The organism is Jiella soli (assembly GCF_020615385.1).
Taxonomy (GTDB): Bacteria; Pseudomonadota; Alphaproteobacteria; order Rhizobiales; family Rhizobiaceae; genus VKMB-3413.
On the sequence record NZ_JAJAVB010000022.1, the window covers coordinates 211,445 to 230,827 of the forward strand.

The 19,383-nt window shown below is 65.9% G+C and carries 20 protein-coding genes; 10 read left to right on the forward strand and 10 right to left on the reverse strand.

Translation table 11 applies throughout. From position 1 onward, the window contains the following. The first annotated feature begins 29 nt into the window (after positions 1–29). From LH400_RS12545 to LH400_RS12565, 5 genes are all read left to right on the forward strand, one after another. On the forward strand, positions 30–671 hold the full coding sequence (locus LH400_RS12545; RefSeq protein ID WP_229153058.1) for a cupredoxin domain-containing protein: 642 nt from the start codon (positions 30–32) through the stop codon (positions 669–671). A 124-nt stretch (positions 672–795) separates the two neighbouring features. After that, a complete protein-coding gene (locus tag LH400_RS12550; protein ID WP_370638381.1) occupies positions 796–1,590 on the forward strand; it encodes an ABC transporter ATP-binding protein in 795 nt (264 codons plus the stop codon). Next, on the forward strand, positions 1,587–2,435 hold the full coding sequence (locus tag LH400_RS12555) for an ABC transporter permease (protein WP_370638382.1): 849 nt from the start codon (positions 1,587–1,589) through the stop codon (positions 2,433–2,435). Before LH400_RS12550 ends, LH400_RS12555 begins: the two co-directional genes overlap by 4 nt. Before the next feature lie 51 nt (positions 2,436–2,486). After that, positions 2,487–3,317 carry a hypothetical protein gene (locus LH400_RS12560; RefSeq protein ID WP_229153060.1) on the forward strand — a complete coding sequence of 277 codons (831 nt, stop codon included), beginning with the start codon at positions 2,487–2,489 and terminating at the stop codon, positions 3,315–3,317. Positions 3,318–3,406: 89 nt separating this feature from the next. After that, positions 3,407–3,667 carry a DUF2171 domain-containing protein gene (locus LH400_RS12565; protein ID WP_229153061.1) on the forward strand — a complete coding sequence of 87 codons (261 nt, stop codon included), beginning with the start codon at positions 3,407–3,409 and terminating at the stop codon, positions 3,665–3,667. A 139-nt stretch (positions 3,668–3,806) separates the two neighbouring features. Here the strand turns inward: LH400_RS12565 and LH400_RS12570 are convergent, their stop codons facing one another. The 4 genes from LH400_RS12570 to LH400_RS12585 all read right to left on the reverse strand — a co-directional run bounded on the left by LH400_RS12570 (position 3,807) and on the right by LH400_RS12585 (position 8,197). After that, positions 3,807–4,346 (reverse strand): PQQ-dependent catabolism-associated CXXCW motif protein, encoded by a 540-nt coding sequence (locus LH400_RS12570; protein WP_255617262.1) that lies wholly within the window; start codon positions 4,344–4,346, stop codon positions 3,807–3,809. A gap of 155 nt (positions 4,347–4,501) precedes the next feature. Further along, positions 4,502–5,401, reverse strand: coding sequence for a substrate-binding domain-containing protein (locus tag LH400_RS12575; protein ID WP_370638383.1), 900 nt, complete (start codon positions 5,399–5,401; stop codon positions 4,502–4,504). Between the two features lie 4 nt (positions 5,402–5,405). Further along, entirely contained in the window at positions 5,406–6,158 is a 753-nt protein-coding gene (locus LH400_RS12580; protein WP_229153063.1) for a c-type cytochrome, read from the reverse strand. A gap of 194 nt (positions 6,159–6,352) precedes the next feature. After that, positions 6,353–8,197 carry a methanol/ethanol family PQQ-dependent dehydrogenase gene (locus LH400_RS12585; protein WP_229153064.1) on the reverse strand — a complete coding sequence of 615 codons (1,845 nt, stop codon included), beginning with the start codon at positions 8,195–8,197 and terminating at the stop codon, positions 6,353–6,355. 659 nt (positions 8,198–8,856) lie between these two features. Between LH400_RS12585 and LH400_RS12590 the strand changes: the two genes are divergently transcribed. Then, positions 8,857–9,816: a quinoprotein relay system zinc metallohydrolase 2 gene (locus tag LH400_RS12590; protein ID WP_229153065.1), complete on the forward strand. Its 960-nt coding sequence runs from the start codon at positions 8,857–8,859 to the stop codon at positions 9,814–9,816. Between the two features lie 162 nt (positions 9,817–9,978). Further along, positions 9,979–10,827: a quinoprotein dehydrogenase-associated SoxYZ-like carrier gene (locus LH400_RS12595; protein ID WP_229153066.1), complete on the forward strand. Its 849-nt coding sequence runs from the start codon at positions 9,979–9,981 to the stop codon at positions 10,825–10,827. Positions 10,828–11,010: 183 nt separating this feature from the next. Here LH400_RS12595 and LH400_RS12600 read toward each other — a convergent pair whose 3' ends face one another. From LH400_RS12600 to LH400_RS12625, 6 genes are all read right to left on the reverse strand, one after another. Then, the gene (locus LH400_RS12600; protein WP_229153067.1) at positions 11,011–11,436 is read right to left on the reverse strand and encodes a hypothetical protein; all 426 of its coding nucleotides are present in this window, start codon (positions 11,434–11,436) and stop codon (positions 11,011–11,013) included. 197 nt (positions 11,437–11,633) lie between these two features. Beyond that, complete coding sequence (locus LH400_RS12605; protein WP_229153179.1) at positions 11,634–12,590, reverse strand: YVTN family beta-propeller repeat protein; 957 nt, start codon at positions 12,588–12,590, stop codon at positions 11,634–11,636. A 5-nt stretch (positions 12,591–12,595) separates the two neighbouring features. Then, complete coding sequence (locus LH400_RS12610) at positions 12,596–13,090, reverse strand: SRPBCC family protein (RefSeq protein ID WP_255617267.1); 495 nt, start codon at positions 13,088–13,090, stop codon at positions 12,596–12,598. A 229-nt stretch (positions 13,091–13,319) separates the two neighbouring features. Then, positions 13,320–13,958, reverse strand: coding sequence for a bifunctional nicotinamidase/pyrazinamidase (pncA, locus tag LH400_RS12615; protein ID WP_229153069.1), 639 nt, complete (start codon positions 13,956–13,958; stop codon positions 13,320–13,322). Between the two features lie 92 nt (positions 13,959–14,050). Then, the gene (locus tag LH400_RS12620; RefSeq protein WP_229153070.1) at positions 14,051–15,229 is read right to left on the reverse strand and encodes an imelysin family protein; all 1,179 of its coding nucleotides are present in this window, start codon (positions 15,227–15,229) and stop codon (positions 14,051–14,053) included. Positions 15,230–15,349: 120 nt separating this feature from the next. Further along, positions 15,350–15,823 carry a YcgN family cysteine cluster protein gene (locus tag LH400_RS12625; RefSeq protein WP_229153071.1) on the reverse strand — a complete coding sequence of 158 codons (474 nt, stop codon included), beginning with the start codon at positions 15,821–15,823 and terminating at the stop codon, positions 15,350–15,352. Between the two features lie 200 nt (positions 15,824–16,023). On the opposite strand from LH400_RS12625, the gene LH400_RS12630 reads away from it, so the two are divergent. Genes LH400_RS12630 through LH400_RS12640 form a run of 3 tightly spaced genes read left to right on the forward strand, consistent with a single transcriptional unit; the run spans position 16,024 to position 19,363 of the window. Then, positions 16,024–18,126, forward strand: coding sequence for a transglycosylase domain-containing protein (locus LH400_RS12630; RefSeq protein ID WP_229153072.1), 2,103 nt, complete (start codon positions 16,024–16,026; stop codon positions 18,124–18,126). A 33-nt stretch (positions 18,127–18,159) separates the two neighbouring features. Then, entirely contained in the window at positions 18,160–18,744 is a 585-nt protein-coding gene (locus LH400_RS12635) for a DUF1214 domain-containing protein (RefSeq protein ID WP_229153073.1), read from the forward strand. Then, positions 18,737–19,363 carry a DUF1254 domain-containing protein gene (locus tag LH400_RS12640; RefSeq protein WP_229153074.1) on the forward strand — a complete coding sequence of 209 codons (627 nt, stop codon included), beginning with the start codon at positions 18,737–18,739 and terminating at the stop codon, positions 19,361–19,363. Before LH400_RS12635 ends, LH400_RS12640 begins: the two co-directional genes overlap by 8 nt. Positions 19,364–19,383: the final 20 nt, after the last annotated feature.

A 19,383-nucleotide genomic window follows, 5' to 3' on the forward strand; every position in this document is an offset into this window, starting at 1 on the left:
ATCGATGATAACCACCGGGAGAAACTGTAATGAAATCACCATGGCTCGTTCTAATGGCCGCATTGTTCGGTGTGGGCATCGCCTTCGCGCCGGCCGGCCCTGCTTTCGCCCAGCAGGCCGATGACGACGACGCGGCCAGCCCCGCGGCTTCCGCTACCGCACAGGCGGACGACGACGATGATGATGATGATGACGGCGACGCCCAGAGCGCCAGCATGGTGCCGGCCGCCGAAGGACTGAAGATCCCTCCGGGTTCGGAGATGATGCCGGCGGCCGCCCTCAACGGCGACCAGATCGGCCTGCCGAAGAACAGCCTGTCCTCGCAGATCATCACGCCGCTGGTCCTCGGCCAGGGCGGTCAGCCCTTCAAGGTCAGTCACACCGATTTCTATCTGCGCGCCGGCCAAGCCTATCGCTGGGATATCAAGTCCGAGGGCGACATCGAATACAAGTTCAACGCGCCCGACTTCTTCCGCAATGTCTGGATGAACCAGATCGTCATCGACGATCTCGAGGTTCATATGGCCGGCGCGCCGGCCTGGCTCGAATACGACGCCCACGGCACCATCACCGTGCAGTTCCAGACCGTGCGGCCCGGCCGCTACGACTGGCATGTCGGCGGCCTCGACAAAGAGCACGAGATGAAGGGCACGATCACCGTGGTGCCGTGACACCCCTAAACCACAGCGACGACGAGGCCGCGGCTCGTTCCGCGGCCTCGCGTCGTCTGGCCCCTGCCCGATCAAGCCTTTGCCGTGTAGAGAGGACGAAGGCGCCGAAGAGAGCGATGCAAGAATGCAGGACGGGACCGTGAACGATTCGGAAGCCCCCGGCGCCCCGGCCCTCAGCGTCGAGCATGTCAGCCATTCCTATGGCCAGAGGCGGGCGCTCGACGATGTCTCCTTCTGCGTGCCGCAGGGATCGTTCACCGCGCTGCTCGGGCCGAACGGCGCCGGCAAGTCGACGCTCTATTCGCTGATCACGCGTCTCTTCGACACGCGCGCCGGATCGATCCGGATTCTCGGCCATGACCTGCACCGGGAACCGGGGGAGGCGCTGCGCCGCCTCGGTATCGTCTTCCAGGCGCGCACGCTGGATCTCGACCTGTCGATCCGGCAGAATCTGATCTACCACGCCGCGCTGCACGGAATTCCCAGCAAGATGGCCAAGGCGCGGATCGGCGAAATCCTGGCCGGGTCGGACCTGATCGACCGGCTCGGCGAAAAGGCCCGCAACCTCTCCGGCGGCCAGCTGCGCCGGATCGAGATCGTGCGCGCCTTCATGCACCGGCCGCGGCTGATCCTGCTCGACGAGCCGACGGTCGGGCTCGACATCCGCTCGCGCGCCGAGATCGTCGCCGAGGTGCGGCGCCTCGTGAAGGAGGAAGGCGTCTCCGTCCTCTGGGCGACGCATCTGATCGACGAGATCGACGAGAGCGATCGGGTCGTCGTCCTTCACCATGGCAAGGTCCTGGCGGAAGGCCGGGTCCCCGACATCGTCGCGGCCGAGCGCGTCGCGTCGATCCGCGAGGCGTTTTCCGGCCTCACCGGCCTTGCCGGCCGCCAGACAGATCTGGAGATGGCGTCGTGACGATCACCTCCTCGCATCAGGACACTCTGCCGGAGCGGCGCGGCTTTCCGCTCTCCGCCTACCTCATCTGCCTGCAGGGCATCGTTCTCCGCGAATGGCTGCGCTTCCTGCATCAGCGCGAGCGCTTCGTCTCCGCACTGGTGCGCCCGCTCCTGTGGCTGTTCATCTTCGCAGCGGGCTTCCGCCAGGTGTTGGGCGTCTCGATCGTCGCGCCCTATCAGACCTACATCCTCTACGAGGTCTACATCACGCCCGGCCTTGCGGGCATGATCCTGCTCTTCAACGGCATGCAGTCGTCGCTGTCGATGGTCTACGACCGCGAGACCGGGACGATGAAGACGCTGCTCGTCTCGCCGCTGCCGCGCTGGTTCCTCCTCACCTCCAAGCTTCTCGCCGGCGTCGCAGTCGGGGTCCTCCAGGTCTATGTCTTCTTCGCCATCGCCTGGTTCTGGGACGTCAAGCCGGAGTGGACCGGCTATCTCTACGCCCTGCCGGCGATCTTCCTCACCGGGCTGATGCTCGGCTCGCTCGGCATGCTGCTGTCGTCCCTGGTCCAGCAGCTAGAGAACTTCGCGGGGGTCATGAACTTCGTGATCTTCCCGATGTATTTCGCCTCCTCCGCGCTCTATCCGCTCTGGCGCGTCCAGGAATCCTCGCCGCTGCTCTACAAGATCTGCCAGGTGAACCCGTTCACCCACGGCATCGAGCTCATACGCTTTGCGCTCTACGGCCAGTTCAACGGTCAGGCGCTGCTGATCGTGCTCGGCTGCACCATCGTCTTTCTCGGAGGCGCAATCATCGCCTATGATCCGTCGCGGGGCGTCATCAGCCGCAAGCGCCAGTAACCGGCCGGACGGAGATCTCGATGGACGTTCACAACAAGGGAGAAGACCCCCATGTCCGCCCGCAGAAGGCTTCGCTCCTCATTCGTCCCGACCCTGAGCGCCTCGGCGCTCGCGGCGTTCGTTCTGGCCGGGCCGCTTCCGGCCATTGCTCAGGACGGCGCGACGCCCCGCGCGGTCCCGAAGGATTTCGTCCTCCCCGGACCGCCGCCGAAGGGTGCGCCCGAAACGGGCGCGTCGGCGCCGCAATCGGCTGGCGAGACGGCCGAAGGGGATCAGGCCAAGACACAAGGCAGGACGGCCGGCGCAGCGGAGAAACCCATGGCCTTCGCCCATGGTGCCGAAAAAGGCTCCACCGACTGGCCCTGCGTTCAGCGCCGCATCGACACGATCACGCCGGCGACGATCTGGGCAGGGCCGGACCTTGCGCTCGCCGGCGGCGTCGAGCGAAGCCAGGAGATGCGCGCGCTCGTCGATCAGGTCGTTGTGCGTCGCCTGCCGGTCGACGAGGCTGAGGCGAAGGTGAAAGACTTCGTCGCTTCGCTCCCGCAGGAGGAGCGGGACGCCAAGGCCGCGGCCCTGTTTTCCGATATTCTGGCCCGGCTGAACAACGAGCGCAGCCAGGTGATGAGCGGCATCGAGCGCTATGGCGCGAAGCAGCGGGCAATGGCCGCGCGCCTGCGCGAGGAATCCAAGAAGATCAACGCGCTGCAGCGCTCGCCGACGAATTCGCCGACGGATCTCGACGAAGCGCATCAGCAGATCCTTTGGGACACGCGGGTCTTCGACGAGCGTCGGAAGTCGCTGAGCTATGTCTGCGAGGTGCCGACGCTGATCGAGCAGCGCGCCTTCGCGCTCGGCCGCGCGGTGCAGCAGGCGCTGTAGAGGCTGCAGAGGAAATCGACAGCTCGTGCATCCCAAAGTCGCGCGGGCGCGTTACGGGCTGGAACGTCCATCGACAGAAGGAGATCGCAATGGCCGACGCCAGCCGCATCAAGGAACATATGGAAGTCATCGGAGCCGACGGAGTGCATGTCGGCACCGTCGATCACGTCGAGGGCGACCGCATCAAGCTGACCAAGGCCGACAGCGGCGAAGGCTCGCATGAAGGCCACCACCACTTCATCCCGCTCGGCTTCGTCGCCGACGTCGAAGGCGACAAGGTGCGGCTTTCGGCGAATGGCGACGTCGCCGTCTCCTTCGAGGAAGAGGCCGATTCGTCTCCCACGGGGTGAATGCGCAGACGAGCCGAAACGTGAGGCAGGACAAACCTTGCTGGCCGGGGATCAGCGAACGCAGATCCCCGGCCATCGATGTCACCAAGTTCGGTCTGATCGGTTGGAGCTCGGACGATCCATTGAGTCGCCAGCCGCACTATTCGTCCGGACGTGCCTCAGGCTCTTTTGACTGCAGCGGGAAGCCAGCTTCTTCCCAGCCGTCCGTGCCATCCGGATACCAGCGGACGGCCGTATAGCCCGCCGCGATTGCGCGTTTGGCGGCGTTGTAGCTCATCCAGCATTCGCGCTTGCAGTAGACGACGATCGGCTGGCCGAAGTCGCCGCCCGTCGCCCGCCTTAGCCCGTCGAGAAAATAGCGCTCCATCACCGGAGCCAGCGCACCATAGCCGGTGTCGACCAGCCAGAGCGATCCGGGGATGTCCTTGTGCAGCTTCGGCCGCCAGATCGTCCCTTCCGGCAGGCCCGCCGGGCGCGGCGCGCGGGGCAGGACGTCGATGAAGGGAACGCCGGCTTCGTGGAGGTTCTTGGCAGTCGCCGTGTCGATCACCGTGCCGCCGTGAAGCGTCGACGGCGTCGGCGCACGATAGGCGTCCATGCGGTAGCCGTCCGGTTCCGCAACTGTCCCGGCCGGGGCTTCGGGTTCCCCGCTTGCGCCGTCGCCGGAATTTCCGGCCAGTGTCGCTGTGCCCGCTACGACGGCGTGGTCAGCGGGGGCGGCCGCTTGCGCCGCCCCGCCCGAAGCGGACACGACGATCCCAGCGGCCAGCAGGGCAAGAACGAGCAAAGAGCGGCGCATAGATCCGGCTTTGAACGCCATGCCGCGCCCGCGCCTCACCCCTTCGGCCCCGATGCCTCCTGCGGCGTCTTGCCGGTCTTCGACGAGATCGGATTGTCCTGTTCGTCGAGGAGCGGCACGCCATAGGACAGGAGGATCTCGTTGATCGCATCCTGATTGTCCTGGATGACGCGGTTCAGCGTCCGCTTCCATTCCTGGTCCGCCGGTCGCACGCCCATGGTGATGCGGAAGGCCGTCGCGGGACCCTTCCCCTCGTGGGTCAGCGGAACGACCGCGTAATCCTTGTCCGACTCCTTGGCATAATAGCCGGCGAGCGGCCCCCACAGCACGGCCGCGTCGATCGTCCCCTTGTCGAGGTCCTCGATCATCGACTTGGCGGAATTCTCGCGGCGCGTGTCGACCATCAGCTGATAAGGCTTGGCGTCCTTGATCAGGCCGGCCCGCGCGAGATAGGTCGCCGGCGGCGTCCCGGCGACGATGCCGATCCGCTTGCCCTTCAGCTTCGGATCTTCGATCGTCGTCACCCCGGCAAGGTCCCCGCCCTTCGGATAAACCAGCGCATAGGCCGTCCGGTAGTAGGCGTTGGTGTTCTGGACCAGCTCGTCGCCCTGCGGATAGCTCATGATGATGTCGCAGAGATTGGAGCCGAGCGTCATCCGCACGAAGCCAGTCGCCTGGGGGAAGTAGGTGTAGGACACCGACTTCCGCCCGAGCTTGTCCGCGATGAACCGCGCCACCGCCTGTTCGAAGCCCCCCTCCGCCTGGTTGGAATAGGGCATGTTGTTGGGATCGGCGCAGACCCGGAGGACGTCGGGATCGACGAGCTCGATCTCACCGCCGAACTGGCGGTCCACCTGTGCCGATGCCTGGATCGGCATCGCCAGCACCAGCGCGCCAGCGAGCCCGAGGACGAACTTCGAAAAGGCTGTTGTCATTCGATCAGAATCCCAGGCAGGAATATTCCTGGTCCTGAGCCTCCTTGTTCTTGTCGTGCGGCTTGGGCTCGCCGCGCGGGATCACCCCGTCGGCACGGCCGCGCAGATAGACGTAGATCGCATCGAGCGAGCACATGACGTTGGGGTCCTCGCCCCAGGCCGGCATCACCGAATTGCCCGACGGGCTCCACTTGTTCTTCTGGCCGCTGACCACGATGCCGGCGAAGTCGTAATAGCTGAGATTGGTCAGCTGGTCGGTCAGGTTCGGTGCGAAGGAGGAGCCGAGGCCGTCCGGCCCGTGGCACTGCATGCAGTTCGCCATGTACTTCTTGTAGCCGCGCCAAGCGTACCAGTCATAGGTGCCGTCAGCGGAGATATTGTAGACGGGGTTACCGGCCGAGTCCTTGTACTCGCCGAGATCGCCCTTCTCTCCCGAATTGCCCTCGGCAGCGGTATCCTTAGACGGATGGGCGTCCGGCTTCATCTTGTCGTTCGACGCCATCTGCTTGTCGCTGGAGGCCTGCCCGCCGGAATCGGCAGCGGCTGCGGCGTCGGGCGAACCCGCGCCGGCATCGGTCTTCGCGGCAGCCGAAGAACCGTCCGCCTGGGAAGCCGCAGCTGCGCCCGTCTCGCCGGCGCTCGTGGCCGCCCCAGCAGACTGGCCGGCCGGGACGATCGTCGTCCCGCTCTGGGCGATCGCCAGCCCCGACGTCGAGAGCAGGATGGTTGCGGCGAACGCATAGAACTTCTTGGTCATGCAAACCTCTAGGATTGAGACGGTCCTGCCTAGCCCCGCCGGGGTCTGGGGCCCGACATCGTCAGATGCGCGAGAAGGACCAGAAAGCCCTCCCCTCATGACGAGAGCCCGTCGTCCAGCATTTGCCTGACAGCGGGCTCTCGGAAACGCCGCGACCGGCCCCGGCGAAGCTGCCGGGACCGGTCGTTCAGTCCTTACTTGGACGCGGTCTGGTCCGGAACGGTGAAGACCGTGAGCTGGCCGCCGAGCGCGGTGTACTTCGACAGCGCGGCGTAGCCGCCGACGGCGCCGAGACCGGCGTTCGGGTCGGTCAGACCAGCCGCCAGACCGATGCCGGCCCAGCCGCCGACGCCGGACAGGATGCCGACATACTCCTGGCCGTCATGCTCATAGGCCATGACGTTGCCGATGATGCCGGACGGGGTCTTGAACTTGTAGAGTTCCTCGCCCGTCTTGGCGTCGACCGCCTTCAGATAGCCTTCCAGCGTGCCGTAGAACACGACGCCACCCTTGGTGGCGAGAGCGCCCGACCACACCGAGAACTGCTCGGGCAGCGACCATACGATCTCGCCCTTGCCGGCGTCCCAGGCGATGAAGTTGCCCATGCCGCCATGGCTGTTCGGCGCAGGATACATCGACAGGGTCGCACCGACGTAAGGCTGACCGGCCGTGTAGGCGACGCGGAACGGCTCGTAGTCCATGCAGACGTGGTTGGTCGGCACGTAGAACAGCTTGGTGTCCGGCGAATAGGCTGCCGGCTGCTGATCCTTGGTACCCAGCGCCGCCGGACAGATGCCGGTGGAGTTGGTGTCCTCGCCGTTCTGCTCGGTCGAGTACTGCGAGACCACCTGCGGCCGGCCGTACTGGTCCGAGCTCTTGTCCATGACGACTTCCGTCGCCCAGTTCACGGCCGGATCGTACTTCTTGGCGACGAGCAGTTCGCCGCTCTCGCGGTCGAGCGTGTAGGCGAAGCCGTTGCGGTCGAAGTGGACAAGGGCCTTGTGGTCCTGGCCGTCGACGGTGACGTCGGCGAGGATCATCTCGTTGACGCCGTCATAGTCCCACTCGTCGTGCGGGGTCATCTGGTAGACCCACTTCGCCATGCCGGTGTCGGCATCACGCGCCATGATCGTCATCGACCATTTGTTATCGCCCGGGCGCTGCGACGGGTTCCAGGTCGAGGGGTTGCCGGTCCCGTAATAGATCAGGTTGAGGTCCGGATCGTAGGAGTACCAGCCCCAGGTCGTGCCGCCGCCGATCTGCCACTGGTCGCCTTCCCAGGTCTTGAGCGAGGAGTCCTTGCCGACCGGCTTGCCGAGCGACATGGTCTTCTCGGGGTCCATCAGCATCTCGTCGTCCGGACCGGTGGAATAGGCGCGCCAGGCCTTGGAGCCGTCCTTGATGTTGTAGGCCGTAACCGAGCCACGAACGCCGAACTCGCCGCCGGAAATGCCGATCAGCACCTTGTCCTTGAAGACCATCGGCGCAGCGGTACCAGTCTCACCCTTGGACGGATCGCCGTTCTGCACCGACCAGACCTGCTCGCCGGTGTCGGCATTCAGCGCCACCACCGTGGTGTCGGCCTGATGCAGGATGATCAACGGCTGGCCGCCGTCGGCGGCCGGTGCGTAGGCGACGCCGCGGTTGACGGTGTCGCAGCACATCACCGGGATGACGTTCGGATCCTGCTTGGGCTCATACCGCCACTTGATCGAGCCGCCATCGTTGAGGTCGAGCGCGTAGACGGTGTTGGGGAACGGGGTGTGGACATACATCGTGTCCCCGATCACGAGCGGGTTGCCCTCGTGCCCCCGGAGGACGCCGGTCGAGAAGGTCCAGGCCGGGACCATGTTCTTGACGTTATCGCGATTGATCTTGTCGAGCGACGAATAGCGCTGCGACGCGTAGTCGCCCGTCGGCATGACCCACTGCGAGGCGTCCTGCGCCATCTCCTGCAGTTTTTCGTTGGCCGAAGCCGACGCGGCGAAGCCGACGATCATGGTCGTCGCGAGAGCCGCCTTGGTAATCGTTCTGAGCATCAACTGTCCTCCCAAAGAACTGTATGGCCGTGCCTGCCGATCGAAAACCGACGAACATCATGCCAGCGATAATGGGGAAGGTTTCCGGCAGCGTGTCACGACCGCCAATAGGGGTCTTGGTGGGCACCGTTGATAATCGCCCTACCGAGGCCTTCGAAAACCGGGGCGCTCCCAACACCGCCGATCTTGAAGCCGGAAACCATGAAAGGACACTAAATCGGGAAACTTTCCTGCGCAAGCTCCGATTGGCACTTTTTCTGTGTGCACTGCACAATACGACGTGTGCAAGGCAATAACGCCATAGATATCGAATCGATCTCTCACGGATCGCTCAGGAATTTCTTAACAAGATCTACTCCTCCGAAGGTCGAACTTCGGCGACGTCGACAATAGGGCGACAGGAGCGATCTCGGGGTGATTGGCCGTATGCCTTACGCCTCGAAAAGTAAGACTAAGAAACTCTACCCGCACGCGAGGGCAAGGGTACGCGCATTCCGCCCCCATCGCCGCCGTTTTATTGCGATCGACTTCCACACACCGCTTGACAAGCGTCGCATTGCATCGGAGGGCGCTGTTGTCGCAGCGCTTGACGCGTCGACCAGACGGCGGTCCTTTTCGTGAACAGTCCCACGACGAAATTCCTAACGGATCGCCATCCCATGCTCAACTTTGCGCCAGCCTTCAAAGATGCCTTCCGCGCGCTCTGCCTCGCCACGTTCTGCGCGCTCGGATTCGCGCTGCCGCCGGCAGAAGCGGCGTCCGGCGCCTTCGCCTTTTCGCAGGTGGCGCCGGGCGTCTACGTCCATCATGGCGAGGTCGCGGAGACCTCGCCCGCCAACCGCGGCGATATCGCCAATATCGGCTTCGTCGTCGGCGACGAGGCGGTCGCGATGATCGACAGCGGTGGCAGCGCGGCGGTCGGCGAAGCCGCGCTCGAAGGCCTGCGCGCCATCACGAACAAGCCGGTCCGCTATCTCGTGAACACGCACATGCATCCCGATCACATCTTCGGAAACCAGGCGTTCAAGGCCGCCGGAGCAGGCCTGATCGGCCATCGCAGGCTGCCGGCGGCGCTGACCGCGCGCGGCGAGTTCTACAAGCAGTCGATGCGCGACCAGCTGGGTGCCGAACTCGCCGACGCCGTCGTGATCACGCCGCCGGACGAGACGGTCGACAGCGAGAGGATGATCGATCTCGGCGGCCGCGAGCTGACTCTCAAGGCCTGGAGCACCGCGCACACCGACAATGATCTCACCGTCTACGACCAAAGGACGAGGACGCTCTTTGCCGGCGATCTGGTGTTCCTCGACCATCTTCCGGTCATCGACGGGTCGATCAAGGGCTGGCTCGCCCAGATGCCGGAGCTAAAGGCGATCCCGGCCGAGCGGGTCGTGCCCGGTCATGGTCCGGTCAGCACTCCCTGGCCGGAAGCGCTCGAGCCCGAAACCCGTTATCTCGAAGCGCTCGCCTCCGATATCCGCATGGCGATCGCCGACGGCGTTCCGCTTGCCGAGGCTGCCGAAACCGCGGGGCGGAGCGAGGCCGACAAATGGCAGCTCTTCGACACCTACAACGCACGCAATGCCACTGCGGCCTATGCCGAGCTGGAATGGGAGTAGGCTGCGGCGGGTCTTCCGACCGCCCGATCATCGCGGCGTAAATGTCGCAAGGCTTGTCCACCGGCAGCCCAGGCGTCACATTGGGGTAAGCGGTGGGCTTAGCTGAACGGCCATATCTGGCGCGGCGTCAGCCACCCGAACAACCATCTGGGAGGATGCTTCATGTCGGCAAACCGTTTGCGCCCCTTGGCGCGCAGCGCGATGAATTCCGTGACGGCGGCCATCGTCCTTGCGGCTCTCGCCGCAGCTCCGGCTCTCGCCGAGAACAAGACGATGACGGCGGACCAAGCGGCGGCCGCTGCCGATTCGGCGTGGCCGGGCCTCAAGAGCGATCTCTTCGGCGAGCGCCCGTTGGTCGAAGGCAGCGACGCGATCGCCCTGGATGCGCCGCATCGGGCGAGCGACCCGGCCATTGTTCCGATCAAGCTGACGCTCGATCCGAACAAGGACATCCGCAAGGTGACTCTCGTCATCGACGAGAACCCCTCCCCGGTCGCCGCAACCTTCGACATCGCCCCCGGCTCTGGGCTTTCCCAGCTTTCGACGCGCGTCCGCGTCAACGCCTATACCGACATCCACGCCATCGCCGAAGCCGCCGATGGCACGCTCTACATGACCAAGAAATTCGTGAAGGCGGCCGGCGGCTGCGCCGCCCCCGCGGCGAAGGATCCGGAACTTGCCGCCCGCGAGATGGGCCAGATGAAGCTGCGCGAGTTCGATACCGGCAAAGCGGGAAGCCACGAGGCGCAACTGATGATCCGCCATCCCAACAATTCCGGGCTGCAGAAGGACCAGGTGACGCTCCTCTACATCCCCGCGCATTTCATCACCGATCTCGAAGTCGACAAGGGCGGAAAGCTTCTGTTCTCGATGCAGGGCGGCATCTCGATCTCCGAGGATCCTAGCTTCCGCTTCCATTATCAGGGCGACGTCACCGGCCCCTTCCACGCCAAGGCGAGCGACACCGAGGGCAAGGTGTTCGAAAGGACCTTCGACGGCGGGCAGTCCTAATCCACACAGAGCGTGGCCCGCACGGCCGGCGGAGCCTCCGCCGCGACAGGTGAGCCGACATGTCGGGACAAATGCCATCGTCCCGCAGGCCAGACTCTCATGGCGTGCAGGCATGGGCAGACGGGGAGCGAAAGACCTCAGTCCAGGTCCCGGAGGCTGGTACGCGCCGGGAGCGCCTTCAGCTCATTCGAAGCAGCGAATCTCGGCTTCTGCCTGGGCCCGGCGCAGATCCCCGATCGCCGCCTTCGACTCGGCGCCCCCGCGGAACAGCGAGCCCTTCTCGCCGGACAACTGCCCCATCGACATGAAGGTCGAGGCCTCGACGTAGCGCTCGTATGGAAGGAGCGATGCGACAACGTCGAAGGAGCAGGAGCACTGTTCCAGCGCCTTGCGGGTGTTTCCGTTGGCCGCCATGCAGCCGAAGACGTAGTCGGCGGTGACGTCGGTCGGATAGTCCGACGTCACCGAGCTCGCCGTCTTGCCGGGCACGGCCGGCGCCGCCGGAGCGGCCTTGGCCGGCGCAGCAGCGCCTTGCGCATAGCTCGGCGCGGTGAATTGCGCGGCGCCGAGCAGCGCGAGGCCCGCCGCGATCCACTGGAATTTCGTCATGTCCATCCTCCCAAAATCACCCGCGTCGACCAAGCCATGGCGGCGGCAGGGTCATCCGCCCGGACAGGGGCGCGACGATGATCCCCTCCCGCCTGCGAGACAGGCCCCGCTCCGTGAGCCCACGCATCCGCCCTTCGATCCCCCATCCTGTCGCAGGTCATGGCGGAAATGCCGTCAGGCAGTTCCGCAAAACCTGGTCACTGAGCGTGCCGGATGAAGGCCCCGAAGGCTCGCGGTCCGTCGCCGACCGTGACCGTCGCGACCACCTTCAGGGTCTTCGCGTCGATCTTGGCGAGCGTGTTCTCGAACCAGTTCGCCACATAGACATAGCGACCGCCGCTCCCGACGGCGATCCCCTCGGGATAGTCGCCGGTCTCCAGATCGGCGAGATGGGCGTGGGTCTTTTCGTCGAAGACCGAGATTGTACTGTCGTACTGGTCGGTGACGAACACCCTGCCGCGCGTTTCCGCGACGTCGTAGGGGTGCGAGCCGACGGGAACCTCGCCGATCACCTTGTGGGACTTCGCATCGACGATCGAAACGCTGTCCGAGCCCACATTCGTGGCGTAGACGCGCGAGCCGTCCGGGGAGAACGCGACGCCGAACGGACGTTCGCCGACCTTGACCCGCGCGATCGCCTTGCCGGTCGCCGCGTCGATGAAGGACAGCTGGTTGGAATCGCGGTCGGCGGTCACGACCACCTTGCCGTCGTCCGAGACCGTCACGCCGGAGGGGGACTGCCCGGTCTCGAAGCTGCCGACGACCTGCCGCTTCTCGGGATCGACGAGCAGCAGCATATGCGTGTACCAGTCCGCGACATAGACGGGCGAGCCAGACGGATGCACCGCAATGCCGAGCGGCCCGCCACCGGTCTCGACCTCGCCGATGACCTTGCCGCTCGCCGTGTCGACGATGCTGACCGCCTTCGCCTCCGGCCGGGTGACATAGGCGCGGCTCCCGTCACGGCTGACCGCGATCCCGGCCGGCTTGCCGGGAATCTTGATGGTCTTTTCGACGGTCATCGTGTCGAGATCGACGACGGAGAGTTCCTCGCTCTCCTGGTTCGTCACATAGGCAGTGTCGCCCGCCGCCGCGCCGCGGGCGAGCCCCGCGACGAAGAGGCCGAGGAGGACGCCGCGCAGGATCGATCGCACGGGCTTCACGAACCGGATTCGGCGATCTTCTTGAGGTTGTCGAGCCCCTCGCGGATGTAGGCCTTGACGCCCGCCACCGAGGCTTCGTCGTTGAGATTGGCCGGGGGATCGTTGTTCGGATAGCCGCGGTAGAAGGCGGCCCGCCAGGTGACCTGCGACTTCGAGCCGTCGCCCGCCGGCTTCACCGTGATCGTCGAGGAGTAGTTCGTAGCCGGGATGATGTCGATGTTCACATGACCGATGAAGGTCGAGTAGCTCATCTTGTCGGCATCATATTTGGAGAGTTCCTCCTCCATCATGCCGCCCTTCTTGTAGCCCAGCTCTCGGACCGCCCCCTTCTCATTGCCCTTGGACGCGTCGGTCATGGCGACCGCCGGGTGCCAGGACATGTCGCCGAAGTTCTTGATGATGCCCCACACCTTTTCCGGCGCGGCGTTGATCTCGACCGATTCGCTCGCCTTCTGGCGCGTCGGACCATGCGCGAAGGCGAGCCCCGGCATGACGAGGAGCGCGAAGACCAAACCGAGAATGCGTGCTGCCACGATGAAATTCCTCCCTGCTGGCGGCGCCGGGGGCTCAACGGCCAGGCCGGCAAAATGCGTCGCGGACCCTATTGCCATCGGGCGGCGAGGAAAAGCGATTTCGCGGCGAGGTCGACCTTTTGGCAAACCGTTGATGGCTATGAGCTATCGCTGACCCTACGGAAGCTGCGGCGGCCGGCTCTTCGCCTCAGGCTCCGCCAATCGCGGCCGTCTGCGCCCGTTTAACGCCCGCGGCCGCGAGATTCTTCCAGGCCGCTTCCAGCGATCCCTCGAGGTCGATCGCCCGGCAGGCGTCCTCGATGATCGTCACTTCGAAGCCCGCCTTCGCCGCGTCGAGCGCGGTCCATGCGACGCAGAAGTCGGTCGCGAGCCCGGCAACGAAGAGCCGCGTCACGCCGCGTTCGCGCAGGTAGCCGGCGAGCCCCGTCGGCGTCGCGTGATCGGCCTCGACGAACGCGGAATAGCTGTCGATACTGGGATGGAAGCCCTTGCGGACAATCAACTGGGCGTTCGGGACGTCGAGCGCCGGGTGAAACGCCGCACCGTCCGTTCCCATCACGCAATGGTCGGGCCAGAGCACCTGGCACCCATAGGCGAGGTCGATCGTCTCGAAGGGCGAACGGCCATGGGTCGAGGCGAATGACGCATGGCCGGGCGTATGCCAGTCCTGGGTCAGCACGACGATCGGAAAGCGGCGGGCGAGAGCGTTCGCCAACGGCACGACCGCATCGCCGTCAGGCACGGCGAGCGCGCCGCCGGCACAGAAGTCGTTCTGGACATCGACGATGAGGAGGGCGTCGTCGGCGCCCATGGCTGGATCGGTCATCGCAGCACAATGCCATCCTTGCGGCGCGGCCGAAAGCCGTTGCAGTGCAGGAGGCGGGCAAGCCCTCTTGGTTCGCCGGCGCGGCGCAACCGTCAGTCGTCGAGCGCCGACTCCAGCTTGTCGAGGACGCCGGCAAGCGCGTTGAACCCGGCGGACAGCTCGCCGCGATCTTCAAACTCGACCGTGTCGTAGGAGATGAACCGCCCGTTGGCGGCAAGCTTCGCCATCGCCGCCTGCATCTTCGCCGTCTCGGCGTCGACCGCGGCAAGGCGATCCGGCGCGGCCGCCTGAAGACCGGGCCGCAAGGCATCGACGATGGCGGCGATACCATCGAGATTGCCAGAGATATCGGCGATGTCTGTCTTGGCGTAGTGGTTCTGCCCGAGCACGATCTCGCCGGACGCCAGCCGGTCGCACAGGATCGCCGCCGACGCCGTCAGCATCTTCGGATCAAGCGGCAGGCTGGCCATCCGGGTCCGCAGCTCCGCGACGGCGGCCGCAAGGTCCTCCACAACCGGCTCCAGCCCGCTGGTGCTGGCTTTCGAGAACAGCCCGTATTCGAGGCGGTGGAACCCCTTGAAGGCGGGATCGCCTTCCCGCCCCGGAAACGCCTCGGCCAGGGGCTCGATCCGCTCGACGAGTTCGGGGAACCGCAGGGCCACCGCCTCCAGGCGATCGAAGGGCAGGCCTGCGGCCAGAAACAGCGTGCGCGCCTCGCCCAGGTCGCCTGCGGCGATGGCCGCGCGCAGCTTGTCGACTTCAGCGGCGAGCGACTGGCCGTCGCGTTCGAGGATCTGCCGATAGGCCGCGACGGGCGCGGCGAAGAGGCGCCAGACGGCGCTGCGGGTCGCTTCGCGCGGATCCGCCTCTCCGGCCTCCACCGCCATCACCCGAAGCGTGCCGACAAGCGCCGAGCCGCGGCCGCAACGATATGTGTACTCGCCCGGCCAGAGCCTCGCCGAGACGACCCGTGAGGCGCCCGCGGGAACTGCCTCGATTTCGGTAACCGCTATGCCGCCGGCCAAAAGCTGCCAGCCGCTCGCGGACGCGCCGCGATTCGCGATGACCAAGCTCTGGCTCCCGGCAGCGACGGTATGGTCCGCCGGCCGGCAGGCATCGCCGGTCATGACCACCGGGATAGCGTCGGCCGGCACCGCCGGCTCCGATCCAGACCACGGGACGGTAGCGAGCAGCGCCACCAATCCAACGCCGGCGAGGAGAAGGAGGGCCGCCAGCATCGGTCGGCCGCCCACGAGCCGTTTGTCGCTCATCGCATCCGGTCGCCTGTCGGGCGAGGCCAAACCTTGCCCGGTCGGCAGGAGACTCGCCGCATCGTCCCTGGCGCCCGGCCGCGGCGGCCGGGAAGGAGAAGAAGGCACTCCCACCACCGGTCAGCTACGACCGGCCGGGTCGATGCCCGGCCAGGCGACGATATGGTCCTCGAATTCCTCCAGCTCCATTCCGACCTCACTGACCGTGCGACCCCGTACCGAGATCCCCGCCTGGTGCACCGTCTCCCTGTCGCCGGAAACGAGATAATGCCACCAGTAGAGATCGTGACCGTCGGCGACCAGCCGGTAGGCGCAGGTCGGCGGCAGCCAGGTGAGGCTTCGCACGGTTGCGGGATCGAGCGCCACGCAGTCGGGCACGGTCTCCTGCCGGTTGTCGTAGTCCCGGCAACTGCACTTATGGCCGTCGAGGAGCTGGCAGCCGACATTCGTCCAGGCGATTTCGCCAGTGTCCCAGTCCTCGAGCTTGTTGAGGCAGCATCGGCCGCACCCGTCGCAGAGCTGTTCCCACTCCTCGCGGCTCATTGCCTCCAGCGGCTTTTCTCGCCAGAACGCCTGCGCATCTCGATTACCCATGTCGGAAATTTCTGCTCTTTTTCAGGACTTTTCCATGTTGTCGACGTATAGCCGAGGCAGCTACTCTCGTGGAGGGCATTGACGGCCGGAATGCGACGTTCGACGCCGCGTCGCGCCCACCGGCCAACAATGACAGGTTTGACGTGCAGAACGAGAACGGTCCGAAAGACACAAGCAAGCGCAGGCAGCCATCGTGGCTGATGGACGTCGACGCCTGGATCGACACCAGCCTGTGGCGTTTCTTCCACGCCTTCGCGGCGTGGTGGGAGGGCGTCACCATCGCGTCGCGCAAGTTCCGCGCCCGCGGCTTCAACCGCGTCCTCGTCGAGCTAACCTGTGAAGGGCTGACGCTCGGCCTCGCCGGCTTCATCCTGCTGTTCGCCCTGGCGCAGCCGTCGATCAAGGCGACGGCGCACGGCCTGCCGCAGGAGACGGACTATTCGGTGCTGTTCCTCGACCGGCATGGCGAAGAGATCGGCCGCCGCGGCGTGCTGCGCTCGGCCGCGGTTCCGATCGACGAGATTCCGGACCAGTTCATCAAGGCGCTGCTGGCGACCGAGGACCGGCGCTTCTTCGACCATTTCGGCATCGACTTCTTCGGCCTCGTTCGCGCCCTGTCTGAAAACGCGCGGGCCGGCGGCGTCGTCCAGGGCGGCTCGACGCTGACCCAGCAGCTCGCCAAGAACCTGTTCCTGTCCAACGAACGCACGCTCGACCGCAAGATCAAGGAAGCCTTCCTGGCGCTCTGGCTGGAGACCCATCTGTCGAAGCGCGAGATCCTGTCGATGTATCTCGACCGCGCCTATATGGGCGGCGGCACCTTCGGCGCGGCGGCGGCGGCCGAGTTCTACTTCGGCAAGAACATCCGCGACGTCTCCCTCGCCGAGGCGGCGATGCTGGCGGGCCTGTTCAAGGCGCCGACCAAGTACGCCCCGCACATCAACCTGCCGGCGGCACGGGCCCGGGCGAACGAAGTCCTGACCAACATGGTCCAGGCGAACTTCCTGACCGAAGGCCAGGTGATCGAGGCGCGCCGCCATCCTGCGACGGCGATCGACCGCAAGACGATCCAGTCGCCGGACTACTTCCTCGACTACGCCTTCGACGAGGTCCAGAAGATCGCCAAGGATGCGGGGATCAAGCCGCGCAACCTCGTCGCGCGCACGACCCTCGACATGGACCTGCAGAAACTCGCCGACGAATCGATCGAGTATCACCTGCGCCAGTTCGGCTCGAGCTACCACGTCGGCCAGGCGGCGATGGTGTCGATCGCCGACGACGGCAGCGTCCGGGCCATGGTCGGCGGCAGGGACTACGGCGAGTCGCAGTTCAATCGCGCGGCCAGGGCGCTGCGCCAGCCCGGCTCGTCCTTCAAGGTCTATGTCTACGCGACCGCGATGAAGCAGGGCATGAAGCCGTCGGACACGATCGTCGACAGCCCGATCACCATCGGCAAATGGTCGCCGCAGAATTACGAGCACTCCTTCGCCGGCCGGATCAGCCTCTCCTACGCGCTCGCGCATTCGCTGAACGTGCCGGCGGTCAAGCTCTACCAGAAGGTCGGCTTCCAGAACACGGTCGAGACGGCCAAGGACATGGGCGTCGAATCGAAGCTGCGCGGGGACAAGACCATGGCCCTCGGCACCAGCGAGGTGACGGTGCTCGACCAGGCCACGGCCTACACCGTCTTTGCCAATGGCGGCATGGATCCGCACCGCCATTCGATCTCGCAGATCACCGATTCCAGCGGCAAGGTCCTGTGGGACGCGCGCCGCGACATGCCGCCGCGCCGCCGGGTGCTCAGCGAGGAGGCGACGAAGTCGATGAACGAGATGCTGGTCGCGGTCGCCGAGGGCGGCACGGGGCGCCGCTCGCAGCTGTCGATGGTGCGGAACGGCGGCAAGACCGGAACCACCCAGGACTACCGCGACGGCTGGTTCTGCGGCTTCACCGGCAATTTCTCCACCGCCGTCTGGTACGGCAATGACAGCTTCAAGCCGACCAACCGCCTGACCGGAGGGACGCTGCCGGCCATGACCTGGCAGCGCTACATGGAGGCCGCGGAAAAGACGGTCTCGCTGAAGCCGATTCCCTATATCGACAATCCGTTCAAGACGGATGCCGGAGCCGCGGCGTCGGCCGATGGTGCGCCGGATCAGCCTCGCGTTCCCGACACGCTGACGCGGCCGGCCCAGGACGTCCTCGCCGAGATCGCGACACAACTGGAAAATCTGCCGCCCATGGAGCTTGAGCATCTGGCTTCCGCCCGCAATGCGGGCGATGGATCCTCGCCGCAGCCGTAAGGGCGCGGCGCGGCATCCTGCGGACGAAGTCTCATGCGATTCTCGATCCTCGTCGTCCTCGCCATTGCGATCGCGCTCGGCCTCGGCGGCTGGTCCGCCAAATGGGCGGTGGAACAGTCCGCCGACGTCGGCACCGTGACGGTCGGCCCCTGGGTGGCCAATCCCTTCGCCGGCGCTCCGGACGCCGATCCCTATTCGCGCGCCCGGCTCGCGAAGATCGGCAATCTGACGCTCGGTATCGGCGAAGGCATACTGTTCCGCGCCGAGACCGACGTGCGTGGCCGCCCGCTGCGGCGCGAATGCGCCTACCGCATTGCGGGCACGACACCGCCGGCGCGGATCTTTTCCCTCGTCCCCTATACGCCCGATGGGCGGCTGATCGAGCCGGCGGTCGGTCGGCCCGGCTGGCTGACCTCCAACAATCTGATGCGGGAGGAAGACAACAGCTTCGCCATCGCTGTCGGCCCGACGCCGCGGGCCGGCAACTGGCTGGCGACATCAGGACAGGGCCCGCTGGTTCTCGCCCTCGGGCTCTACGACACGCCGGCGGCGGCGGCCAGCGGCGTGGCCAGCCTCGTCCTGCCCGACGTCCAGCTGGAGGGCTGCCCCAATGGGTAAGTTTCTGCTGGCGGTGCTGATCGGCCTGGTCGGGGCGGTGCTCGTCCACATCGCCGTGATCGGGGCGATGCCGGAGGTCGCGAGCAACAATGCCTGGGGCCGCCTGACTGAACTCGGCAAGATGTACGACGTCGTCCGCGTCGAGCCGCTGGAGACCGAGGGGCGGCTGGCGGCGGCGGCTGGCACGCCGCTGCAGCACGGCACCTTCGCCTTCGCGGATCCCGCCTTCGTGACGGCGAGCTGCCGCTTCTCGCTCGCCAAGGGGCCCGTGCGGCTGTCCGCCGACAGCGACAGCACGACCTTCTGGTCCGCCTCGATCTACAACAGCCAAGGCGACAACCTCTACAGCATCAACGACCGGGCTGCGGTCGGGGATACGTTCGATCTCCTCGTCGGCACGCGCGACCAGATCATCGACGTCCAGGCCGATACCGATCCCCAGGACGACGAGGACACGACGATCCCGGTCGAGGTCGAGATGGGCGAAGGCTATATGACCATTCGCGCCCTCGTCGACGAGGAGAGCAAGCGGCCGGCGGTCAACCAGTTCATTCAGTCGCTGCAATGCGCCCCCGCCTCGGCCGAGACCGCGCAGGGGATGCATCTCCGCCAGGGCTGAACCGGCGGAACAGTCCACTG